Origin of the sequence: Pseudomonas sp. 22189 (assembly GCF_052045635.1) — a bacterium.
Lineage (GTDB): Bacteria > Pseudomonadota > Gammaproteobacteria > Pseudomonadales > Pseudomonadaceae > Aquipseudomonas > Aquipseudomonas parakoreensis.
This window is the reverse complement of the sequence record NZ_JBQEPG010000014.1, coordinates 24,323-45,020: the sequence shown is the minus strand read 5'-3', so window position 1 is coordinate 45,020 and position 20,698 is coordinate 24,323. Positions and strand designations below refer to the sequence as shown.

Annotated in this window: 19 protein-coding genes; 8 read left to right on the top strand and 11 right to left on the bottom strand. The window is 59.6% G+C overall.

Annotated elements, in window-relative coordinates; genetic code table 11:
• Positions 1-65 precede the first annotated feature (65 nt).
• From ACTJKS_RS16735 to ACTJKS_RS16700, 8 genes are all read right to left on the bottom strand, one after another.
• Positions 66-1,637 carry a flagellar hook-associated protein 3 gene (locus tag ACTJKS_RS16735; protein ID WP_108182022.1) on the bottom strand — a complete coding sequence of 524 codons (1,572 nt, stop codon included), beginning with the start codon at positions 1,635-1,637 and terminating at the stop codon, positions 66-68.
• 13 nt (positions 1,638-1,650) lie between these two features.
• Positions 1,651-3,696, bottom strand: coding sequence for a flagellar hook-associated protein FlgK (flgK, locus tag ACTJKS_RS16730; protein WP_440828900.1), 2,046 nt, complete (start codon positions 3,694-3,696; stop codon positions 1,651-1,653).
• A 21-nt stretch (positions 3,697-3,717) separates the two neighbouring features.
• Positions 3,718-5,004 (bottom strand): flagellar assembly peptidoglycan hydrolase FlgJ, encoded by a 1,287-nt coding sequence (flgJ, locus tag ACTJKS_RS16725; RefSeq protein WP_108182021.1) that lies wholly within the window; start codon positions 5,002-5,004, stop codon positions 3,718-3,720.
• Between the two features lie 11 nt (positions 5,005-5,015).
• The gene (locus tag ACTJKS_RS16720; RefSeq protein WP_161794916.1) at positions 5,016-6,104 is read right to left on the bottom strand and encodes a flagellar basal body P-ring protein FlgI; all 1,089 of its coding nucleotides are present in this window, start codon (positions 6,102-6,104) and stop codon (positions 5,016-5,018) included.
• Between the two features lie 27 nt (positions 6,105-6,131).
• Positions 6,132-6,827, bottom strand: coding sequence for a flagellar basal body L-ring protein FlgH (flgH, locus tag ACTJKS_RS16715; RefSeq protein ID WP_007965503.1), 696 nt, complete (start codon positions 6,825-6,827; stop codon positions 6,132-6,134).
• A gap of 51 nt (positions 6,828-6,878) precedes the next feature.
• Positions 6,879-7,664, bottom strand: a complete 786-nt coding sequence (gene flgG, locus ACTJKS_RS16710) for a flagellar basal-body rod protein FlgG (RefSeq protein ID WP_003222804.1) — start codon at positions 7,662-7,664, stop codon at positions 6,879-6,881.
• A gap of 45 nt (positions 7,665-7,709) precedes the next feature.
• Positions 7,710-8,450: a flagellar basal body rod protein FlgF gene (locus tag ACTJKS_RS16705; protein ID WP_007965507.1), complete on the bottom strand. Its 741-nt coding sequence runs from the start codon at positions 8,448-8,450 to the stop codon at positions 7,710-7,712.
• A 271-nt stretch (positions 8,451-8,721) separates the two neighbouring features.
• On the bottom strand, positions 8,722-10,284 hold the full coding sequence (locus ACTJKS_RS16700) for a sigma-54-dependent transcriptional regulator (protein WP_108182020.1): 1,563 nt from the start codon (positions 10,282-10,284) through the stop codon (positions 8,722-8,724).
• A gap of 363 nt (positions 10,285-10,647) precedes the next feature.
• Between ACTJKS_RS16700 and phhA the strand changes: the two genes are divergently transcribed.
• From phhA to ACTJKS_RS16670, 6 genes are all read left to right on the top strand, one after another.
• Positions 10,648-11,439 (top strand): phenylalanine 4-monooxygenase, encoded by a 792-nt coding sequence (gene phhA, locus ACTJKS_RS16695; protein WP_108182019.1) that lies wholly within the window; start codon positions 10,648-10,650, stop codon positions 11,437-11,439.
• 118 nt (positions 11,440-11,557) lie between these two features.
• A complete protein-coding gene (locus tag ACTJKS_RS16690) occupies positions 11,558-11,914 on the top strand; it encodes a 4a-hydroxytetrahydrobiopterin dehydratase (RefSeq protein WP_003222798.1) in 357 nt (118 codons plus the stop codon).
• Entirely contained in the window at positions 11,914-13,107 is a 1,194-nt protein-coding gene (locus ACTJKS_RS16685) for an amino acid aminotransferase (RefSeq protein WP_108182018.1), read from the top strand. Before ACTJKS_RS16690 ends, ACTJKS_RS16685 begins: the two co-directional genes overlap by 1 nt.
• Before the next feature lie 258 nt (positions 13,108-13,365).
• Positions 13,366-13,497 carry a hypothetical protein gene (locus ACTJKS_RS16680; protein ID WP_256198933.1) on the top strand — a complete coding sequence of 44 codons (132 nt, stop codon included), beginning with the start codon at positions 13,366-13,368 and terminating at the stop codon, positions 13,495-13,497.
• A gap of 70 nt (positions 13,498-13,567) precedes the next feature.
• Positions 13,568-13,750, top strand: coding sequence for a hypothetical protein (locus tag ACTJKS_RS16675; RefSeq protein ID WP_007965516.1), 183 nt, complete (start codon positions 13,568-13,570; stop codon positions 13,748-13,750).
• A 103-nt stretch (positions 13,751-13,853) separates the two neighbouring features.
• Positions 13,854-15,053: an MFS transporter gene (locus ACTJKS_RS16670; RefSeq protein ID WP_108182017.1), complete on the top strand. Its 1,200-nt coding sequence runs from the start codon at positions 13,854-13,856 to the stop codon at positions 15,051-15,053.
• A 63-nt stretch (positions 15,054-15,116) separates the two neighbouring features.
• On the opposite strand, the gene ACTJKS_RS16665 is transcribed toward ACTJKS_RS16670, so the two are convergent.
• The 3 genes from ACTJKS_RS16665 to ACTJKS_RS16655 all read right to left on the bottom strand — a co-directional run bounded on the left by ACTJKS_RS16665 (position 15,117) and on the right by ACTJKS_RS16655 (position 18,562).
• Positions 15,117-16,415: a hypothetical protein gene (locus ACTJKS_RS16665; RefSeq protein ID WP_108182016.1), complete on the bottom strand. Its 1,299-nt coding sequence runs from the start codon at positions 16,413-16,415 to the stop codon at positions 15,117-15,119.
• Positions 16,416-16,614: 199 nt separating this feature from the next.
• Entirely contained in the window at positions 16,615-17,028 is a 414-nt protein-coding gene (gene arfB / locus ACTJKS_RS16660) for an alternative ribosome rescue aminoacyl-tRNA hydrolase ArfB (RefSeq protein ID WP_041073058.1), read from the bottom strand.
• Positions 17,029-17,143: 115 nt separating this feature from the next.
• Positions 17,144-18,562 carry an amino acid permease gene (locus tag ACTJKS_RS16655; RefSeq protein ID WP_041073059.1) on the bottom strand — a complete coding sequence of 473 codons (1,419 nt, stop codon included), beginning with the start codon at positions 18,560-18,562 and terminating at the stop codon, positions 17,144-17,146.
• Positions 18,563-19,455: 893 nt separating this feature from the next.
• On the opposite strand from ACTJKS_RS16655, the gene ACTJKS_RS16650 reads away from it, so the two are divergent.
• A complete protein-coding gene (locus ACTJKS_RS16650; RefSeq protein ID WP_003222780.1) occupies positions 19,456-19,593 on the top strand; it encodes a hypothetical protein in 138 nt (45 codons plus the stop codon).
• A 70-nt stretch (positions 19,594-19,663) separates the two neighbouring features.
• Entirely contained in the window at positions 19,664-20,629 is a 966-nt protein-coding gene (locus ACTJKS_RS16645) for a leucyl aminopeptidase (RefSeq protein WP_108182015.1), read from the top strand.
• Positions 20,630-20,698 lie beyond the last annotated feature (69 nt).

Genomic DNA, 20,698 nt, shown 5'->3' with positions numbered 1-20,698 from the left:
ATGAAACCGCAAAAAAACATTAACTGAGGGACGAGACAAACGGGCACCGAGGCGCCCGTCCAACGTCAGATCTTGTTGAACAGACCCAACTGACTGATCTTGCTGAACGCCAGTTGCGAGGCTTGCAGCATGGTCTGTTGCAACGTCAGGCGGGTCATCACCTCGGCCGGATCCGAATCACGGATCGAACCCTGAGTCGTGGTGTTGGCCTGGATCAGGCTCTGGTTGGTGGTGTCCTGGTCATCCAGCGACTGACCGCGCGCACCGATCGACGTCACGGCGGCGCCAATCTGGTTGGAGGCGCTGTCGATGTTGCTCAACGCCGACTCCATGGCCCCCTGAAATTGCTGTTTGACCACCGGATCACCGTCGACCGGCAGATTCAGCGCCGTGACCATCTGGCCCAGGGTGTCGAGCACGTTCTGGGTCTGGTGGTTGTTGGACTGGATCGAGAACTGATCGCCCGCGCCCGGCGTACCGCCAATGGCGAAGGTCACACCGGCGGCCGTGGCGTTGCCGCCGACCATGGTGCCCGACGACACCGGCTTGCTGTCGGCGGTCACAGGGGCCGCGTACAGGTCGAAATCGGTGGCGCTGGTGAACTTCAGCACCGCGCCGCCGCCCGACGGGAAGGCCGCGCTGTACGCCGTCTGGTTGGTCACGCTGGAGCCGGTGATGACCGCCGTCGACGGGTTGCCCGGGCTGCGCGCGGTGGTAAACGAGTCAGGCGTGGCCGACAGCTGGAAGCTGTGACCGGCGATGACCGCATCCGGGTTGGTGTCGCCGGCCTTGAGGTTGATGTTCAACTTCATGTCGACGCCACGGAAGCTGACCGTCTGGTTGGCACCATTGCTGTTGCTGATCAGACCGTTCTGACTGGCCTCGGACGTCACGTCGTTGCCCAGGGCATCGGTGATTTTCAACTGCGTGCTGCTGATGAAATCCACGGTGTATGGCTGGCCCGCCGTGAACTTGGCGTTGTAGGTCGCCGCGGTACCAACCGTACCGTTGGACAGCACCACACGACCGTCATCCACCGCCGGAGCGGTCATGTTGGTCTGCGTACGGCTGGTGTTGATGGTCTGCTGGAACGCATCCCAACCGGTGGTGTTGGTCGCGACCGACATGCCGTCGCCAATGCCCAGGTTGATCTGGGTCTGGTCGCCGTTGTAGGTGTAGGTGCCGTCGACGTTTTGCGAGTACGGCGCGGTATCGGTCTTGGAACCGGAGAACAGATAGTTACCGTTGGCATCCTTGGAGTTCATCAGGCCCAGCACTTGTTGCTGGATCTGGCTCAGCTCTGCCGCATAGGCCTTGCGGTTGTCGTCGGTGGCGATGCCGTTGTTGGCCGCCAGGCCGATTTCCTTGGCGCGCTGCAAAGCCGTGGTAATGGAGTTCAGAGTGGACTCCTGCACGGTCAGCGCACTCTTGGTGGTGTCGATGTTGCCCTGATACTGGTCGAGCATCGCACTTTGCTGACCCAGCTTGAGCAGACGACCGGCGCCGATCGGATCGTCGGCAGCGGTGTTGATGCGCTGCAGGCTGCTCGCTTCGTTGGCGGTCGCGACCGTCTTGCTGTAGTTGCGCTGATATTGAGCAGCTTGCGTCGCGTAATACTGGGCGGTGGAAATGCGCATGAATTACGACTCCTTAAAGACTGTTGATCAGCGTGGCGAAAGTTTCCTGCGCAGCTTTGATGATCTGCGAAGACGCTGTGTAGTACTGCTGATACTTGACCAGGTTGCCGGTCTCTTCATCGAGGTTGACCTGGGACAGCGAATCACGCGCGCCCTTGGCCTGATCGAGGATCACCGAGGTGGCGTCATTGTCGGACTTGCTCTGTGCAGCCTTGGTACCGACGTTGGTCACCAGTTTGTTGTAAGCGTCGGTCAGGCTGATGCCTTTGCTGCCGCTGCCGGTGTCCACGGTCTGTTTGGTCTGCAGGCCAACCAGTGCCTGGGCGTTGCGGTTGTCCGAAGAGGCCGCGCCGGTCAGGTTGATGGTGAAGGTTTCGCCGGACTTCGGCGTCGCGCCCACGGTGGTCTGTACGGTGAAGGTCTTCTGCACGTTCGGCGTGACCGTGGTGTCCATCACCGGCGCGCCGGTGGAGTCGACCATACCGACCTTGAGGTTCAAGGTGTTGGCCTGCCCCGGCACGATGGTGCCCGAACCGATGGTGTTGCCCTTGGCGTCGACCATGTTGTACGACTGGCTGCCACTGGCGACCGCACCGAACACCAGCTTGACCGGCGTCGAATATTTGAGCGCATTTTGCAACTCGGTCTGCGACGCAGGGTTGTAGATGTCGATCGAGTCGGTCAGCGTCGGCTGGGTGTAGGTACCGGAATTGTTGGCACTGGCCACGCCGGTCAACGGCGCTGCCGCCGCGACTTTCTTCGGATCGGTCAATACGGTCTGAATCGAGCTCGCCGCGTTACGGGTCGGCGTCACCTTGAACGTGTCGCCCGCGCTCAGTGCCCCGCCGTTGAGGGCCAGGGTGAAGCCGTCGATCACTGGCGGTGGCGTGGTCGTGGTGCTGAACGAGCCCATGTCAGTGCCATCGGAGCGCTTGACCGAATAATTGGTGGCGCTGGTGAAGGTCACCTGGTAATCGCTGGTGGTCAGCTTGCCGGTGTCCTTGATGGTGACATCGAGGTTGCCCGAGCCGGCGCTATTGCCCGCCTGCGCGATGCTGCGCTGGCTGATCAGCGCGGCACTGTTGATGTTGTTGAAAATCGCTGCACCGAAGTCACCGCTCTTGTCGATGCCTTGGGCCTGCTGACTGTTAACTTGGTCGGCCACCACCAGCGCGACACGGCCCAACTCGTTGAGCGACGGATCGAGCACTTCTTTGCGGTAGGTCAGCAGACCACCGATTTCGCCGCCGCTCATGGCCGACGTGATGTCGATGACGCTTGAGCCACGGTCCATCTGAATGGCCATGCGCGTCGGATCATCCTTGCTCGGCACGGTGCTCAGGGTGTTGGTGGTGTTGCCGATCACCAGCGGCTGGCCGGTGCCGATGTACACATCAAAACTGGTGCCACGCTCGACGACCTGCGCACCGGTCAGCTCGGAGAGCTGGCGCACCGCTTCGTTACGGCTGTCGAGCAGATCGTTCGGCTGACCGCCGCTAGTGGAAATCTCGCCGATCTTCTGGTTGAGATTAGCAATCGAGGTGGCCAGTTTGTTCACTTGCGACGTCATGTCCGCAAGGTTGCCGTTGATCGTGGTGTTCTGATCGTTCAGCTGTTTGGCCAGGGCATTGAAACGGCTGGTCAGCGCCTGCGCGCCGGTCAGCACCGACTGACGGGAAGTGTCGTCCGTGGCAGAGGTCGCCACGCCCTGCATCGAGGTGAAGAATTTCTGCAGCACACCGGTCAGGCCGGTGTTGGTGTCGGACATCGAGGCATCCAGTGCAGTGGCCTGGGCACCGTACGCAGCCGCTTCGCTATTGAGCGAGGTGGCGGTATGCAGCTGGTTTTCGAGGTAAGAGTTGTAGACCCGGCGCACGTCGGCCAGGGTCGTCCCCGTCCCGATGAAGACGTTGCCGAACTGCTGCGAGGACTTGGTGCTCTGCACGGTTTGCTGGCGTGAATAACCGGCGGTGTCGACGTTGGCAATGTTGTTACCTGTGGTCGCGAGAGAGGAAGAACTCGCGGACAACCCCGACATCCCGATATTGAGCAAACTCATGATTCAAACCTTACCGTGTGTTTATAGAGGCGTCGTTGAAACGCCGGCCGCAGCGTAGTTTTCGAAACTGTTCATCTGCTTGGCAATCTGCGAAATCTTCGTCGCGTAGTTCGGGTCGGTCGCGTAACCGGCCTTTTGCAACTCGCGTACAAACTGTTCTGGGTTATCGGCCGACTTCACGACATCTTGATAGCGATTGTTGGTCTGCAGCAAAGTCACCAGATCGTGGAAACTGTCCTTGTACGAGGCATAGGAACGGAACTGCGCCGTCTCCTTGACCATCTGCCCGTTGCGGAACTCGCTGGTGATTGCCCGGGCCGAATCGCCGGTCCAGTTGCTGCTGGCCTTGATGCCGAACAGGTTGTGGCTGCTGCTGCCATCCTGGGCACGCATGACCGATTTGCCCCAGCCGGTTTCCAGTGCGGCCTGCGCCACCAGATAACGCGGATCGACGCCAATACGCGCGGCGGCTTCTTTGGCCATCGGCAACATGGTGTTGACGAATTCGTCAGCGGAGCTGAACGCGCGCTTGGCCGGCGCCAGCGGAATCTGCGCCATCGCCCGGCCGTAAATCTGCATCTGCCCGCCGGACGCCTTGGCGTCTTCGGCACGGGCCAGCCAGTCGCCGTTGTACAGCGGACCGGCGCCGGTGGTGGCCGTCGTTGCGGCACGTTGCGGCAAGGCATTGGCGGCGGTCGGCGTGGCGGAAGGCACCAGACCGGCGAGCAAACGATCGGCCAGTTTCGGCGGCAAGGCCAGACGACGTTTGTTGATCATGGCCATGTCATTGCTGTGCGAGGCTTCGGTCGCGGCGACACGCCCGGAACGCGACGCCCACAGCGGACGCTCGCCATTGAGCCGCGATAACGGCCCGTGGGTGGCGGTCGTGCCGGCGGCAATCGGCGTCTGCACCGCAGCCGCTTTCGCCGCCTCTTGCTTGGCGGCGGACGCGGCCGCCGCCTCGCCTGGCGCCAGCGGTTTGTTCCTCGACATCTGCTTCATCAGCACGTCGGCCAGACCGATCCCCCCGCCCTCACGGGACAGCGAGACCGCCAGTTGCTGGTCGTACATTTCCTGATATTGCTTGGCCGCCGGGGTGTTCATCGGGTTGTCTTTACCCAACGCCTCGGTGGCCGAACGCATCGACTTGAGCATTTCGCCAAGGAACAGCGATTCGAATTCCTGCGCCACCTTGCGCATGTTCGCATCGCTGTTCTTGTCGCCGACCTTGAGCTGGTTCAGACGATTGAGGTCGGAGTACGAACCCGAATCGCCCGTGCCCACCAGACTGCCTTTGCGCATATCCATGGTCGCCGTCCTCAGATCACGATCAGGTCGGCTTGCAACGCGCCGGCCTGCTTCAGAGCTTCGAGAATGGCCATCAGGTCACCCGGTGCCGCGCCCACCTGGTTCACCGCCCGCACGATCTCGTCGAGGGTGGTGCCCGGGCCGAACTTGAACATCGGTTTGGCTTCCTGCTGGGCATTGACCCGCGAGCGTGGCACCACGGCCGTCTGCCCATTGGACAACGGACCCGGCTGGCTGACGATCGGGTCTTCGGTGATGGTCACGGTCAGACTGCCGTGGGTCACGGCGGCCGGCGAGACTTTCACGTTCTGGCCGATGACGATGGTGCCGGTGCGCGAGTTGATGATGACTTTCGCCACCGCCTGCCCCGGGTCCACTTCAAGGTTTTCCAGAATCGACAGATAGTCGACGCGCTGGCTCGGATCGAGCGGTGCCGTCACACGAATCGAGCCACCGTCGATGGCTTGCGCCACGCCAGGGCCGAGCATGTCGTTGATCTTGTCGACGATGCGCTTGGCGGTGGTGAAGTCGGAGCGGTTGAGGTTCAGCGTCAGGCTGTTGCCCTGGTTGAAACCGCTCGGTACCGAACGCTCCACCGACGCACCGCCCGGAATACGACCGGCCGACGGAACGTTGACGGTGATCTTCGAACCGTCACGCCCTTCGGCATCGAAACCGCCGACCACCAGGTTGCCCTGAGCGATGGCGTAGACGTTGCCGTCGATACCTTTGAGCGGGGTCAGCAACAGGGTGCCGCCGCGCAGGCTCTTGGAGTTACCGATCGAAGACACGGTGATGTCGACCTGCTGACCCGGTTTGGCGAACGCTGGCAGATCGGCACTCACCGACACCGCCGCAACGTTTTTCAACTGCACGTTGCCCGATCCCGGCGGCACCTTGATGCCGAACTGCGAGAGCATGTTGTTGAAGGTCTGCAGGGTGAACGGGGTTTGCGTCGTCTGGTCGCCGGTGCCGTTAAGCCCGACCACCAGGCCGTAACCGATCAACTGGTTGGAACGCACACCGGAAATGCTGGCGATATCTTTCAGCCGCTCGGCGTGGGCACCAAAGGCAGCGGACAACAGGGCCGCCGCCAGCATGAGGCTCTTGAAATTCAAAGTCGCCACCTAGAAAGGGAACAGCGGGCTGAGGAAGAAACGGTCGAACCAGCCTGGCTGACTCGCATCGGCAAACGAACCGGTGCCCGAGTAGGTGATGCGCGCATCGGCGACGCGGGTCGACGACACGGTGTTGTCGGTGGCGATGTCATCGGCACGCACGAGACCTGCGATCCGCACCAGCTCGTCGCCGGTGTTGAGGGTCATCCACTTCTCGCCGCGCACGGCGATGATGCCGTTGGGCAGCACGTCGGCCACGGTCACGGTGATCGAGCCGGTCAGGGTGTTGCCCTGCGCGGCCTTGCTGTCGCCCTTGGTCGCACGGTCGCCGCTGTAGCCGACGTCGAGGCTCAGGTCATTGCCACCCAACGGGTTGTTGGTAGTGCCACTGCCGCCGAACAGCGAGGTCAGGCCGATGCCGGTCTTGCTGTTCTTGGCCACCTGGGAGTTGGCGTTCTTGCTCGCCTGAGTCTTCTCGTTCAGGGTGATGGTGATGATGTCACCAACCCGGAACGCCTTGCGGTCGCTGTACAGGTTCTGCTCGAAGCCGGCCTGATAGATCGAGCCGTTGTTGGCCGCCGCCGGCAATGGCGTGCGTGGCAACACCGGAGCGTAGTAAGGGTCATTGGGCTTGGGCGTCGGTGCGACGCAGCCCGCGAGCGAGACGACCCCACCCAATGCCAGAACAGATACGAAGCGTTTCATGACCCTACCTCACGGTGTTGCTGGCGGCCTCAGGCCGCCCCATAGACTTGATTACAGATTCTGCGTTACGAACGAGAGCATCTGGTCGGCAGTGGAGATCACCTTGGAGTTCATCTCGTAGGCGCGCTGAGTGGTGATCATGTTGACCATCTCTTCAACGGTGCTGACGTTGGAACCTTCCAGGGTGTTCTGCAGCGTGGTACCGAAACCGTTCAGGCCCGGGGTACCGATTTGCGGCGCGCCGGAAGCAGCGGTTTCCAGGAACAGGTTGTTACCCACCGCCTGCAGACCGGCCGGGTTGATGAAGTCGGCGGTTTGCAGGTTGCCGATCACTTGAGCGGCCGGGTTGCCTGGCACGGTGATCGAGACGGTGCCGTCGGTGCCGACAGTGAAGCTCTGCGCGTTGTTCGGGATGACGATGGCCGGCTCCAGGGCGAAACCGCTGGCGTTGACGATCTGGCCGTTGGAGTCGAGGTGGAAAGTACCGTCACGGGTGTAGGACGTGGTGCCGTCCGGCTGCAGGATCTGGAAGAAACCGCGACCGTCGATGGCCATGTCCAGCGGCTGCTCGGTGGTTTGCAGGCTGCCGGCGGTGAAGTTTTTCTGGGTACCGACGATGCGCACACCGGTACCCAGTTGCAGACCCGACGGCAGTTCGCTGTCCTGGGTCGACTGGGCGCCTGGCTGACGCTTGATCTGATACAGCAGGTCCTGGAACTCGGCACGGTCACGTTTGAAACCCGTGGTCGAGACGTTCGCCAGGTTGTTGGAAATGGTGGTCAGGTTGGTGTCCTGGGCGGACAGACCGGTTTTGGCAACCCATAGAGCCGGAAGCATTCGATTCTCCTCGTGCGCCTGTTTTACGGCGCGACGTTCTGATAATTAGCTGATCTGCAAGACCCGAGCCATGGCCTGGTCGTCGTCTTTGGCGGTGTTCATCATCTTGACGTGCAACTCGAACTGCTTGGCCAGGGCCAGCACCGAGGTCATTTCTTCCACGGCATTGACGTTGCTCGACTCAAGGAAACCCGACACCAGTTTGACGTTGGCATCGGCCGGCGCCGGCTGGCCGTCCTTGGTGTAGATCGAGCCGTCGAGGCCTTTGTTGAGGTTCTTGATGTCCGGGTTGACCAGTTTGATCCGGTCGACTTCCGCCATGACGCGCGGGCCTTCGCCCATCGCACGAATACTGATGGTGCCGTCTTCACCGACTTCGACCTGCTGCTCCGGCGGCACGGCGATCGGACCGCCGTTGCCCAATACCGGCATGCCGTTGCCGGCGCGCAATACGCCGAGGGCGTCGATATTGAGGCTGCCGGTGCGCACGTAGCTTTCGCCGCCGTTGGGGTTCTGCACGGCAATAAAACCGTTGCCGGTCACAGCCACGTCGAGGTCGCGGCCGGTCTGCACCAGCGAACCGGCGGTGAAGTCGGTGGCGGGCCGTTCGCTCATGGCAAACGCACGCGCCGGAAAGCTGTCACCGAACACCGGCATCGAACGCGCCTGCTCCAGGTCGCGCTGAAAACCATTGGTGGAGATGTTCGCCAGGTTGTTGGCATGGGCCTTTTGCGCCAGTGCGTTCTGACTGGCGCCGGTCATTGCCACATAAAGGTACTTGTCCACACTCTTTCCTCTGCATGCCGGACGTTTGCCGCCCACCGCTGTACTGCTGAGCCATAAGCAATTTGCAGACCAACTTTTTTCTGGCGGCTTGCGGCCCGGTAAACAAAGGACTTGCGGGGTTTTACGGGGCAATTGGAAATGTATCGAAGTCGAAAAACCGGCGGTGTTATGCCGCTTGGCGGCAAAGGATCAAAAGATCGCAGCCTTCGGCAGCTCCTACATTGAAATGCCTCCCCCTGTAGGAGCTGCGGCACGCTGCGATCTTTTGATCTCAAGCTTCAGAGTCTTTACCGACCTCATACTCACGCAACTTATTAGCGATGGTGGTATGCGAAACCCCCAGTCGCTTACCCAGTTGCCGACTGCTCGGGTGCTCGGAGTACAGCCGCTCCAGCACCGCTTTCTCGAAGCGTCCGACGATCTCGTCCAACCCGCCTTCCAGCGAGAAATCGCCAAGCGGCTGACGCACGCCGTAGTCCGGCAAGCGAATATGCTCGGCCTTGACCGTGCCGCCATCACACAGCGAGACCGCCTGAAACAGCACGTTCTCCAGCTGTCGCACGTTGCCCGGCCAGTGGTAGTGACTGAGACGCTCCATCGCCGCCGGCGCCAGTTTCGGCAGCGAGCAACCGATCTGCCGACTGGCCTGATCGAGGAAGTGTTCCACCAGCGGTGTCAAACCGTCGAGGCATTCGCGCAGCGGCGGGATGTGCAGCGACAGCACATTCAAGCGGTGATACAGATCCTGACGAAACTCGCCGCGCGCGCACAGCTCGGACAAGTCGACCTGAGTGGCGCAGATCACCCGCACATCCAGATACACCTCTTCATCACTGCCGACCCGGCGGAAGCAGCCGTCCTGCAGAAAGCGCAGCAGCTTCACCTGCAAGCGCGGGCTCATTTCGCCGACGCCATCAAGAAACAGCGTACCGCCCGCCGTCAGTTCCAGCAGACCGAGTTTGCCTTCGGCGCGCGCGCCTTCGAACGCGCCAGGGCCGTAGCCGAACAGTTCGGTCTCGGCCATCGACTCCGGCAGCCCCGCGCAGTTGAGCGCCATCAATGGCGACTGCCCGCGTGGACTGGCGAGGTGACAGGCCCGCGCCAACAATTCTTTGCCGGTGCCGGTTTCGCCTTCGATCAACAGCGGCGCATCCAGTGGCGCCATGCGCCGGGCCTCACGCACCACCGCCGCCATCACCTTCGAACTCTGGAAGATACTGTCAAAGCCACGCAGCTCCTGTTTGCGCACGTTATAGATGCGCTCGCCGACGCGGTCGGCGCGGTGCAGGGTCAGCACCGCACCGGCCATGGCTTCGCTGTCGTCGTGCTCCGATTGCAGTGGCGCGATGTCGGCGAGAAAGATGTCGCCCTTGACCTTGACGCGCATGCCGTTGATTCGCGATTTGTTGGCGCGTACCAGTTCCGGCAGGTCGAAATCCTCGGCGTAGCGCGACAGCGGAATCCCCGGCACCTCGTCCACGCGCACCCCAAGCAACTGCGCGGCCGCGCGGTTGGCGGCAACGATCGAGCCGCCCATGTCGATCGACAGCACCGGAAATTCCAGCGCGCCAAGCAACGCATTCAACTCCATGTGCCGACGCTCACTGGGCATCAACCCGACGCGCTTGACCCCAAACACCCCGGCAATCGCTTCGAACTTCGGCCGCAGCGCCTGGAACTGAATGTTGATCAGGTTCGGGCAGTGCAGGTAGATCGCATTGCCATGCTCGCCGCCGACCTCACCGCGCGCAACGTTAATCCCGTACTCGACCAAGAGATTGAGAATGTCACGCAGGATGCCGATGCGGTTTTGGCAGTGGACTTTGATACGCATATGAATGACCCGACAAACCAGCAATAAGGTTGAACACAGACCTGTGGGAGCGAGCCTGCTCGNATAGATGTGTCAGACAGACCGCATTCGCGAGCAGGCTCGCTCCCACAGGGGGTAGCGCCTGACTTTTCTGTCGAGGCGCGCAGATAGTTGTCAAGATTATGTGACAGCCACAGCCCTTTTCAAACCTGAAAATCACCGCAAATGCGAGATACAGGCCAAAGCGTAACGATTTTTTTACGAAATATGGCGATTGTTCCTACAAGGAACGCGTTCAACCTGCTGCATCCCGCCCCACTCTCGGGTAATCCTGACCCCATCGCTGGACATAACAAGAACGAATTCCCCTAGCAGGAGAGCAGTATGAAACAGACGCAATACGTGGCCCGCGAGCCCGATGCGCAAGGTTTTATCGACTACCCCGCCGAAGAACATGCGGTGTGGAACACGCTGATCACCCGCCAGCTGAAAGTGATCGAGGGTCGCGCGTGCCAGGAATACCTGGACGGTATCGAAAAACTCGGTCTGCCCCATGACCGCATTCCGCAACTGGGCGAGATCAACAAGGTGCTCGGTGAGACCACCGGTTGGCAGGTTGCCCGCGTCCCGGCACTGATCCCCTTCCAGACCTTCTTCGAATTGCTCGCCAGCAAGCAGTTTCCGGTGGCTACATTCATTCGTACCCGCGAAGAACTGGACTACCTGCAAGAGCCGGACATCTTCCACGAGATCTTCGGTCACTGCCCGCTGCTGACCAACCCATGGTTCGCTGAATTCACCCATACCTACGGCAAGCTCGGCCTGCAGGCCACCAAGGAAGAGCGCGTGTACCTGGCGCGCCTGTACTGGATGACCATCGAGTTCGGCCTGGTCGACACCCCGCAAGGCAAACGCATCTATGGCGGCGGCATCCTGTCCTCGCCGAAGGAAACCGTTTATTCGCTGTCGGACGAGCCCGAGCATCAGGCCTTCGACCCACTGGAAGCCATGCGCACGCCGTATCGCATCGACATCCTGCAGCCACTTTATTTTGTCCTGCCGAACCTCAAGCGCCTGTTCGACCTGGCCCACGAAGACATCATGGGCATGGTCAAGGAAGGCATGCAGTTGGGGTTGCACGCACCGAAGTTTCCGCCAAAACCGAAAGCCGCGTGATCCGCGACTTTTGCTGACAATTGAGTCTGTCAGTCGCCGCCACTTTGGTTTAGCGTGACGGCATTGACGGACCGATAGTTTCTATAAAAAAAACACACTCGATTTCAGGAATCACACCATGTCCACTTTGAACCAAGCCCACTGCGAAGCCTGCCGTGCCGATGCGCCACAAGTCAGCGACGAAGAACTGCCGATCCTGATCAAGCAGATCCCTGACTGGAACATCGAAGTGCGCGACAGCATCATGCAGCTGGAGAAAGTCTTCCTGTTCAAAAACTTCAAGCACGCACTGGCCTTCACCAACGCCGTCGGCGAGATCTCCGAGGCCGAAGGTCACCACCCGGGTCTGCTGACCGAGTGGGGCAAAGTCACCGTGACCTGGTGGAGCCACTCGATCAAAGGCCTGCACCGCAACGACTTCATCATGGCCGCGCGCACTGACGAAGTGGCCAAGACCGCAGAAGGACGCAAGTAATGCACTTTGACGCCATCGGCCGGGTACCCGGCGACCCGATCCTCGGTTTGATGGAGGCCTATGCGCAGGACAGTAACCCGCGCAAGTTCGACCTCGGCGTTGGCGTCTACAAGGATGCCCAGGGCCTGACGCCGATCCCCGAAGCGGTGAAAATCGCCGAAGCGCGACTGGTCGAAAGCCAGGACACCAAGACCTACATCGGCGGGCACGGCAACCCATTGTTCGGCAAGGTCATCAATGAGCTGGTGCTTGGCGCCGACTCGAAGCTGATCGCCGAACAGCGCGCCGGCGCCACCCAGACTCCGGGCGGCACTGGCGCCCTGCGTCTGGCAGCCGACTTCATCGCCCAGTGCCTGCCGGGCAAGGGCGTCTGGCTGAGCAACCCGACCTGGCCGATCCACGAAACGATTTTCGCCGCCGCCGGGGTCAAGGTCAGTCACTACCCCTACGTGGGCAGCGACAACCGCCTCGACGTCGACGCGATGCTTGCCGTGCTCAACGAAGTGCCGCAAGGCGATGTGGTGCTGCTGCATGCCTGCTGCCACAACCCGACCGGTTTCGACCTGAGTCACGACGACTGGCAGCGTGTGCTCGACGTCGTGCGCCGGCGTGACCTGCTGCCACTGATCGACTTCGCCTACCAGGGCTTTGGCGACGGGCTGGAGCAGGACGCATGGTCGACCCGGCTGTTCGCTGCCGAAGTGCCCGAGTTGCTGATCACCAGCTCCTGCTCGAAAAACTTCGGCCTGTACCGCGACCGCACCGGGGCGCTGATTGTTTGCGCGAAAACCGCCGACAAACTGATCGACATTCGCAGCCAACTGGCCAACATCGCCCGCAACCTGTGGTCGACGCCACCGGATCACGGTGCAGCGGTTGTCGCGACCATCCTCGCCGACCCGGAGCTGAAAGCGCGCTGGGCCGACGAAGTGGAAGCCATGCGCTTGCGCATCGCCCAGTTACGCAGCGGTCTGGTCGAAGCACTGGAGCCGCACGGTTTGCGTGAGCGCTTTGCGCACATTGGCGTGCAACGCGGGATGTTCTCCTACACCGGCCTGTCGCCGGAGCAGGTCAAACAACTGCGTGAGCAGCACAGCGTGTACATGGTCAGCTCGGGCCGGGCCAACGTTGCCGGGATCGATGCGACCCGCCTCGCATTGCTGGCACAAGCCATCGCTGACGTCAGCAAATAGATCCAGCCACACAAAACCCTGTAGGAGCTGCCGCAGGCTGCGATCTTTTGATCTTTGTTTTTAAAAATCAAAGTCAAAAGATCGCAGCCTGCGGCAGCTCCTACAGTTGTTTCGCGGTGAGCCTCCTCCCCTGCGGCCATCTGTCGCATTATTTTGAATTAAAAGTCTGATTGTCATTTTTCCTGCTGTATCCTGCGCAGGCTTTCAAGAAGCGCGGATCTACCAGATCTATCAACAGACTTAGCGAGGAGCGCAACCATGCACGAGATTCCTAATCTCCCCTTCCCAAGCCTGCACGTACCTGAGCAGACGACCACGCAACAAGCCGGTGCCCAACAGCCCGAGCCGAAAGAAGCCGTTGACAGCCGCAAGGCCGACCACGAAGAGTAAAACCCCGCCGTACAGACCGTGTGGAAAGCGCTAAGATGCGCTTTCCACACTGCCTGAAACCGAGCCCGCCATGACCGACGAATTCTCCGAAAGCCAAGCCGCCGTCCTGATCGGCGCCACCGAGAAAATGATCGAGATCTGGCAGCGCCTCTCTCCGGAAAAACAGGCTGCTTTGCTCGCCCGTTTTGGCAGCGAAGAAAACGCCCTCGCCGCCCTCGTCACCACGCAACTGGTCGCCCCGGCCAAACCCTGATACCCCCATCCGGCAAATAGTTTTACTTTTCCCCGCCCCAGACGCGTTCGCGCCGGTATCATAAGCAGCCTATCTAATCCTGCTTTGCCGTGGATCGTTCCCCATGTCGTCCTCTATGCCACAACCCCAGCGCCCCCTGGCGGTCACGCTGCAAGTCGTCTCTATCGTCCTCTTCACCTTTATCGGCTACCTGAACATCGGCATTCCGCTCGCGGTGTTGCCGGGTTACGTCCACAGTGATCTGGGCTTTGGCGCGGTGATCGCCGGACTGGTGATCAGCGTGCAATACCTCGCCACCCTGCTCAGCCGTCCGTACGCCGGCAAGATCATCGACAACCAGGGCAGCAAACGCGCGGTGATGATTGGTCTGGCCGGTTGCGGCTTGAGTGGTGTATTTATGCTGATTTCGGCCTGGACACCCAACTTGCCGATGCTCAGCCTGATCAGCCTGTTGATCGGCCGTCTGGTGCTGGGCAGCGCGGAAAGCCTGGTCGGCTCCGGTTCAATCGGCTGGGGCATCGGCCGCGTTGGCGCGGCGAATACCGCCAAAGTGATTTCGTGGAACGGTATCGCCAGTTATGGCGCGCTGGCGGTGGGCGCGCCGTTCGGCGTGTGGCTGGTCGGCCAGCTGGGGCTGTGGAGCATGGGCGTCAGCATCATTCTGCTGGCAGCGCTGGGTCTGCTGCTGGCCTGGCCGAAAACCGCCGCGCCGATTGTCGCCGGCGAGCGTCTGCCGTTCATGCATGTGCTCGGTCGCGTGTTCCCGCACGGCTGCGGACTGGCACTGGGCTCGATTGGTTTCGGCACCATCGCCACCTTCATCACCCTGTATTACGCCACTCAGCACTGGGATAACGCGGTGTTGTGCCTGAGCCTGTTCGGCGCCAGCTTCATTGGCGCGCGGCTGCTGTTCGGCAACCTGATCAACCGCCTCGGCGGCTTTCGCGTGGCGATTGCCTGTCTGTCGGTGGAAACCCTGGGCCTGTTGCTGCTGTGGCTGGCGCCCGACGCACATTGGGCGCTGGCCGGGGCGGCGCTGAGCGGTTTCGGCTTCTCGCTGGTGTTCCCGGCGCTGGGCGTGGAAGCGGTGAACCTGGTGCCGGCCTCCAGCCGTGGCGCGGCCGTTGGCGCTTATTCGCTGTTCATCGACTTGTCGCTGGGGATCACCGGGCCGTTGGCCGGGGCCATTGCGTCGGGCTTCGGTTTTGCCTCGATCTTCCTGTTCGCCGCCCTCGCTGCGCTGAGCGGCCTGATCCTGAGTATGTATTTGTATCGCTGCGCGCCAAAACACCACTTTCACTGATCGCCCAATATTGGCCATTCAGTCGATTCCGAATGGCCAATAGACAGCTTCCGTTTTTATACACTAACCATGCAAACGGAGGACGGTGAAGCTATCGCTCTCTCTGTTTTTACTGGAAACAAACACAATTTTTCGATCTTCCTGAACCGCGAGATCATGAATAATCTGGTCTTTTGGAAATATAACCTTTCCAGCCTTACCAAACTCCGCATCCCACCCCATGTCTTGTTCAATGCTGGCAATAAATGCCTGGCTATCCGACCCAACACGCAAATAAGCATAACCTGCTACTACAACGGTTGATTTCAAATTATAGAGGACTGCTTTCGTCATATAGATATCGCTGAACTCATTACCGATAGACCCTGTCCATCCTTGGTCGCCAAAAAGTGGATCTTCCTCGCCATCCAGCTCGCGCCGCTGTAGCTGGAGAGACAGATACTGCGGAACTCCATTATTCGAAGTACCGACAATATAAAACCGAGAACGATCGTCGCGTTTCAGAATGATGTCTTTAACCGAAGGCGCTCCATCATAATAACCCTCGACCGCAAAATCAGTATCGAGCTCGCCCTCAGCATCATATCTGCCAACAAACCACTTCTTATCAGGAGAACCCTCTGAAGCGGCGACGAGAAAATCATCACCCAGCCTGACCAAGTCCTCTCCTATGACAAAACCACTCGAACCTCGAATAACCAATCGCCACCCACGATTACCATACCCTTCGTCCAGGGTTCCGCTGCTCTTCACTTTGACTAGAAATGCTCGATCTACCCAGCCACGGTAGTCAAGCGTAGTCAAAAGCAATACACCACCATCGTCTAATAACTCCATCGATCCGTGGTAGTCGCGCCCCTTATCAGTCAACGGCTGCTCCACCTTTTGGACTTTCGAACTGACAGGAACAGCCTCTTTCACATCCAGACTCCACAACATGACACCGTTGTTACCAAACGCTTTATCGAGCTGCCCATTCAAGTCAAATCGAGCCAGGCCGGTAGCACGATTAAAGCCGTCTTTACGAGCGAAGTACCCCAACACATACTTGCCATGAGCACTATCAAATTTCACGCTATAGGGCTGCGCCAGACCCCACTCAGGAAAAAAATCCGATAGCTTAAAAACAGTTGTACCCAAATTTCCGAAGCTCTGGTCGATACGACCTCTTTCATCAAGCATGGACAGGTAAGTTTCTTGCAGCTCCTCGTCAGTGGCGCCGCAAAGAATTCTGTTCGGCTCCGAAAGAAGAGTGACGACCCGAGCCTGGAGTCGCTGACCTTTCTTTCCATAAAGAACGACCTCACCACGCACACCAAAATCAGTATCTGGAGTACCACGCCCATTAATTAAGTTATTCATTTGCTTTTACTCAATCTAGAAAAGAGAGCTCAGTAAACGTGAGGCAGCCATCCGGCACACCTGTCATATATGACAGCCTGGCAGACCGATTGGTTATAAGTGTGTATTTCAATATCCGGAAATGCATTTAAGTTGAGGGGGACGAAATGGATGCAATGCCCGCTTATGATGAAATGGAATAATTCCAGGGCGCCAAACCTTAAAAATCCACCTTGCCCCGCCCGGCCTTGATGCTGCCACGCTTGGTCTTGGATTCGAGCCGGCGCTTCTTCGAACCGAGGGTCGGCTTGGTCGGGCGGCGTTTCTTTTCGACCTTGGTGGCGCTGAGAATCAGCTCGGTCAGACGCTGCAGCGCATCGGCGCGGTTGGCCTCCTGCGTGCGGTATTGCTGAGCCTTGATAATCAGCACGCCATCACTGGTGATGCGGCTGTCGCGCAGCGCCAGCAGCCGCTCCTTGTAGAACTCGGGCAAGGACGAGGCCGGAATGTCGAAGCGCAGGTGCACGGCACTGGAGACCTTGTTGACGTTCTGCCCACCGGCGCCCTGCGCGCGAATGGCCGTCAGTTCGATCTCGGCATCCGGCAGATGCACGTTGTTGGAAATCACCAGCATGGAAAAGCGTCCGTATTCAGAAGCAGCAGGATACGCCATCAACCCTGTAGGAGCTGCCGAAGGCGCAATAAAAAACCCGGCACATTGGCCGGGTTTGTCGTTTTTGCCTCAGCGCTTACTTGGAAGCACTCGCCGCGTGCAGCGCCTGCTGCGCACCGCGTTTGTTCTTGATCACGTAGCAGACCCACATGAACACGACCCACACCGGAATCGCGTACACCGAGATCTGAATGCCCGGGATCAACAACATCACGCCGAGGATGAACGCGACGAACGCCAGGCAGACGTAGTTACCGTACGGGTACCACAGCGCCTTGAACAGCGGCGTCTGCTGCGTCTTGTTCATGTGCTGGCGGAACTTGAAGTGCGAGAAGCTGATCATCGCCCAGTTGATCACCAGGGTGGCCACCACCAGCGACATCAGCAGTTCCAGCGCCTGTTGCGGCATCAGGTAGTTAAGCAACACCGCCACCAGCGTGACCGCCGCGGACGCGAGGATCGAACGCACCGGCACGCCGCGTTTGTCGATTTTCGACAAGGCCTTAGGCGCATCGCCTTGCTCGGCCATACCCAGCAGCATGCGGCTGTTGCAGTAAGTACCGCTGTTGTACACCGACAGCGCCGCGGTCAGCACCACGAAGTTGAGGATGTGCGCGGCGGTGTTGCTGCCGAGCATCGAGAACACCTGCACGAACGGGCTGCCGCTGTACGAATCGCCGGACGCATTGAGCGTTTCCAGCAGACTGTCCCACGGGGTCAGCGACAGCAGGATCACCAGCGCGCCGATGTAGAAAATCAGGATGCGGTAGATCACCTGGTTGATCGCTTTCGGGATCACGGTTTTCGGCTTGTCGGCCTCGGCTGCAGTGAAACCGAGCATTTCCAGACCGCCGAAGGAGAACATGATGATCGCCATCGCCATCACCAGGCCGCTGACGCCGTTGGGGAAGAACCCGCCGTGCGACCACAGGTTACTGACCGAGGCCTGCGGGCCGCCATGGCCGCTGACCAGCAGGTAGCTGCCCAGCGCGATCATGCCGACGATCGCCACGACCTTGATGATCGCGAACCAGAATTCGGCTTCACCGAAGACTTTGACGTTGGCCAGGTTGATCGCGTTGATCAGCACGAAGAATGCAGCGGCGGTGACCCAGGTCGGGATGTCCGGCGCCCAGTAGTGGATGTACTTGCCGACCGCGGTCAGCTCCGACATGCCCACCAGAATGTACAGAATCCAGCAGTTCCAGCCCGACAGGAAACCGGCAAAACCGCCCCAGTACTTGTGTGCGAAATGGCTGAAGGAACCGGCCACCGGCTCTTCGACGATCATCTCGCCGAGCTGGCGCATGATCATGAAGGCGATGAAGCCGCAGATGGCGTAGCCGAGGATCATCGACGGGCCGGCGGATTTCAGGACCCCGGCCGAGCCGAGGAACAATCCGGTACCGATCGCGCCACCGAGGGCGATCAGTTGAATATGGCGATTTTTCAGGCCGCGTTTCAGCTCGCCTGATTGCGAGTTTTGTCCACTCATGAAAAAGGTCCCACGCAAGGTTTGATGATGTTCAGTAGACGTTGCTGCAAGGTTGCGATTTCAGACAACCCCGATCAAACCCCAGCGCAAGCACCAGGAATTCAGCGTTTTTACAACGGTCATGCGTCACCTGTTTGTTTTTATCTGTGACGAAATCGAACCCGACACGCTTGTGACGCGGCGGAGTGAACAAGGCGGATAACCTTGAGGTTTACGCGATTACGCAGAGGGTCACAGTTAAAACGCGGCGCATTGTACACCGCTAACCCCCTGCTGCCAGACCCCGCTGGATCAGCGTGGCGCTTGCCGGGATTGCGTGGGTCCGCCTCGAGACACTCGGGCGACTGCAAAAAATGAGTCAGGCCTTTGCAGGCCATCGACGGGGACGAGCGAAAAACCGCCCCACGGAGAGAAGTGAAGATCAATCTCGGCGTTCATTGCGCCTCCTTCTTGTTATGCACCTGCACGACAGGCATGAGGCGCATCTCACCCTGCAAACGAGGCTGAAACAAGCGCGCCAGAGCCCTGCGCGGGGCCTTTGCAGCCGGGCCTCGGCAGGTTTTCCTTACAGCGTCGGCAAGGAAGTGAATTCACTGGGATTTACCGGGGTTTTCGTAAATTTTTCTTTACAACGCGTAACGCGGATTTTCCATTTCGGAAAATTCTGTAGGACGTCTGCAAATTGACGGTAGCTAGCTTGCTAATGAAAGTGGCCGCTTAGTTTTTTGTTTTCAAATAAGAAAATCGCCGCTTAAAAACAGAATAAAAAGTTTATTTAAATTTTAAATAAATAATTTTTTGCATTACAAAACACCCTGAACTAGGTTCTTCACGTCTTGCCGGCCACCTCGACCGGCCAGTCATAACCGTGAACGTCATCTAGGAGATCGACCATGCAAGCACTGGAAAAAGACCTGGACACCGAACTGCAACTGGACGAATGGTTTGAAGCGCCAACCCATGAGGCCGCCGTGGAAATGATGCAAGCCGACGCGGTGGTTCCGTTCGGCACGGCGATGTGGCCTCTGTAAGACATCCCCGGGCAGGCACGATCCGGCCGGTCGTGCCTGCCGCTTTCTCACGGTCAGTCAGGGAGGACTCATGGATAAGCCCCGCGCGATCTCGCATTTCCTTTACTACCTCGAACATCACCCTGCCCTTGCCGGTCTCGACTCGGCGAAGGTACTGCTCGGCCACACCGCCGATTACGAAGCCCTGACCGGCGCCATCGCTGAACAGGCCGGCGATCATCTCCGCTTCACCTTCAGCGCCAGACGCCTGGACTTGGAAAGCACCGCAACGCTGACGGCGGCGATTGCCGACAGCGATCTGTACATTTTCTTCTACGACTCTTCCACGCTGCCCAACCCGCGCCCCGACGGCCCGGAGTTCGTGCGCGCCCTGCAAGGCGTGATGGCGGAAAACTGGAAGAAGTCGCTGTTGTTCAAGGATTACGGCGACTATTTCTACGACACCTTCAGCGTGACGCCGCAGCGTATCGCCGGGCTCAACAGTCACTTGATCCAGCGCATGTCCCAAGCGACCACGCTGAGTTTCAAGGACGACCACGGCTCATGGTTTGAAACGCCGCTGAGCAGCATCAAGAAGTGGACCGACATCAACGGCGTCGGCAACTTCGACCTGGCCCCCGGCGAAATCGCCACCCACAGCGAAGCCATCAACGGCCATGTGAAATTCAAGGGCACGTTCCTCAGCACCATCCCGTTTGCGCGCAAGTACGGCGTGCTGGAGTCGCCACTGGAACTGTGGATCGAGAACTCGACCATCAGCCGCATCGCCACCGATGTGCCGGGGCTGGAGCATGATTTCAACAAGTACCTGGACGCCAATCCGTCGAACCGGCGCATTGAGGAATTGGGGATTGGTACCAACGAAGGGGTCAAGGATCTGTATGCGCGCAATGCCGGTTTCGAGGAGCGCCATTGCGGCCTGCACCTGGGCCTCGGCGGTGGCGCCAAGGGCAGTCATCATTTGGACCTGATTTTCTCCGGCGGGGTGTTGGCGCTGGATGACAAGCCGGTGTTTGACGGACGCTTTGTGTTTTAGGCGACTGACGCCTTCGCGAGCAGGCTCGCTCCCACAGGGATTTGTGTTTGACGCAATTCCAGTGTGGGA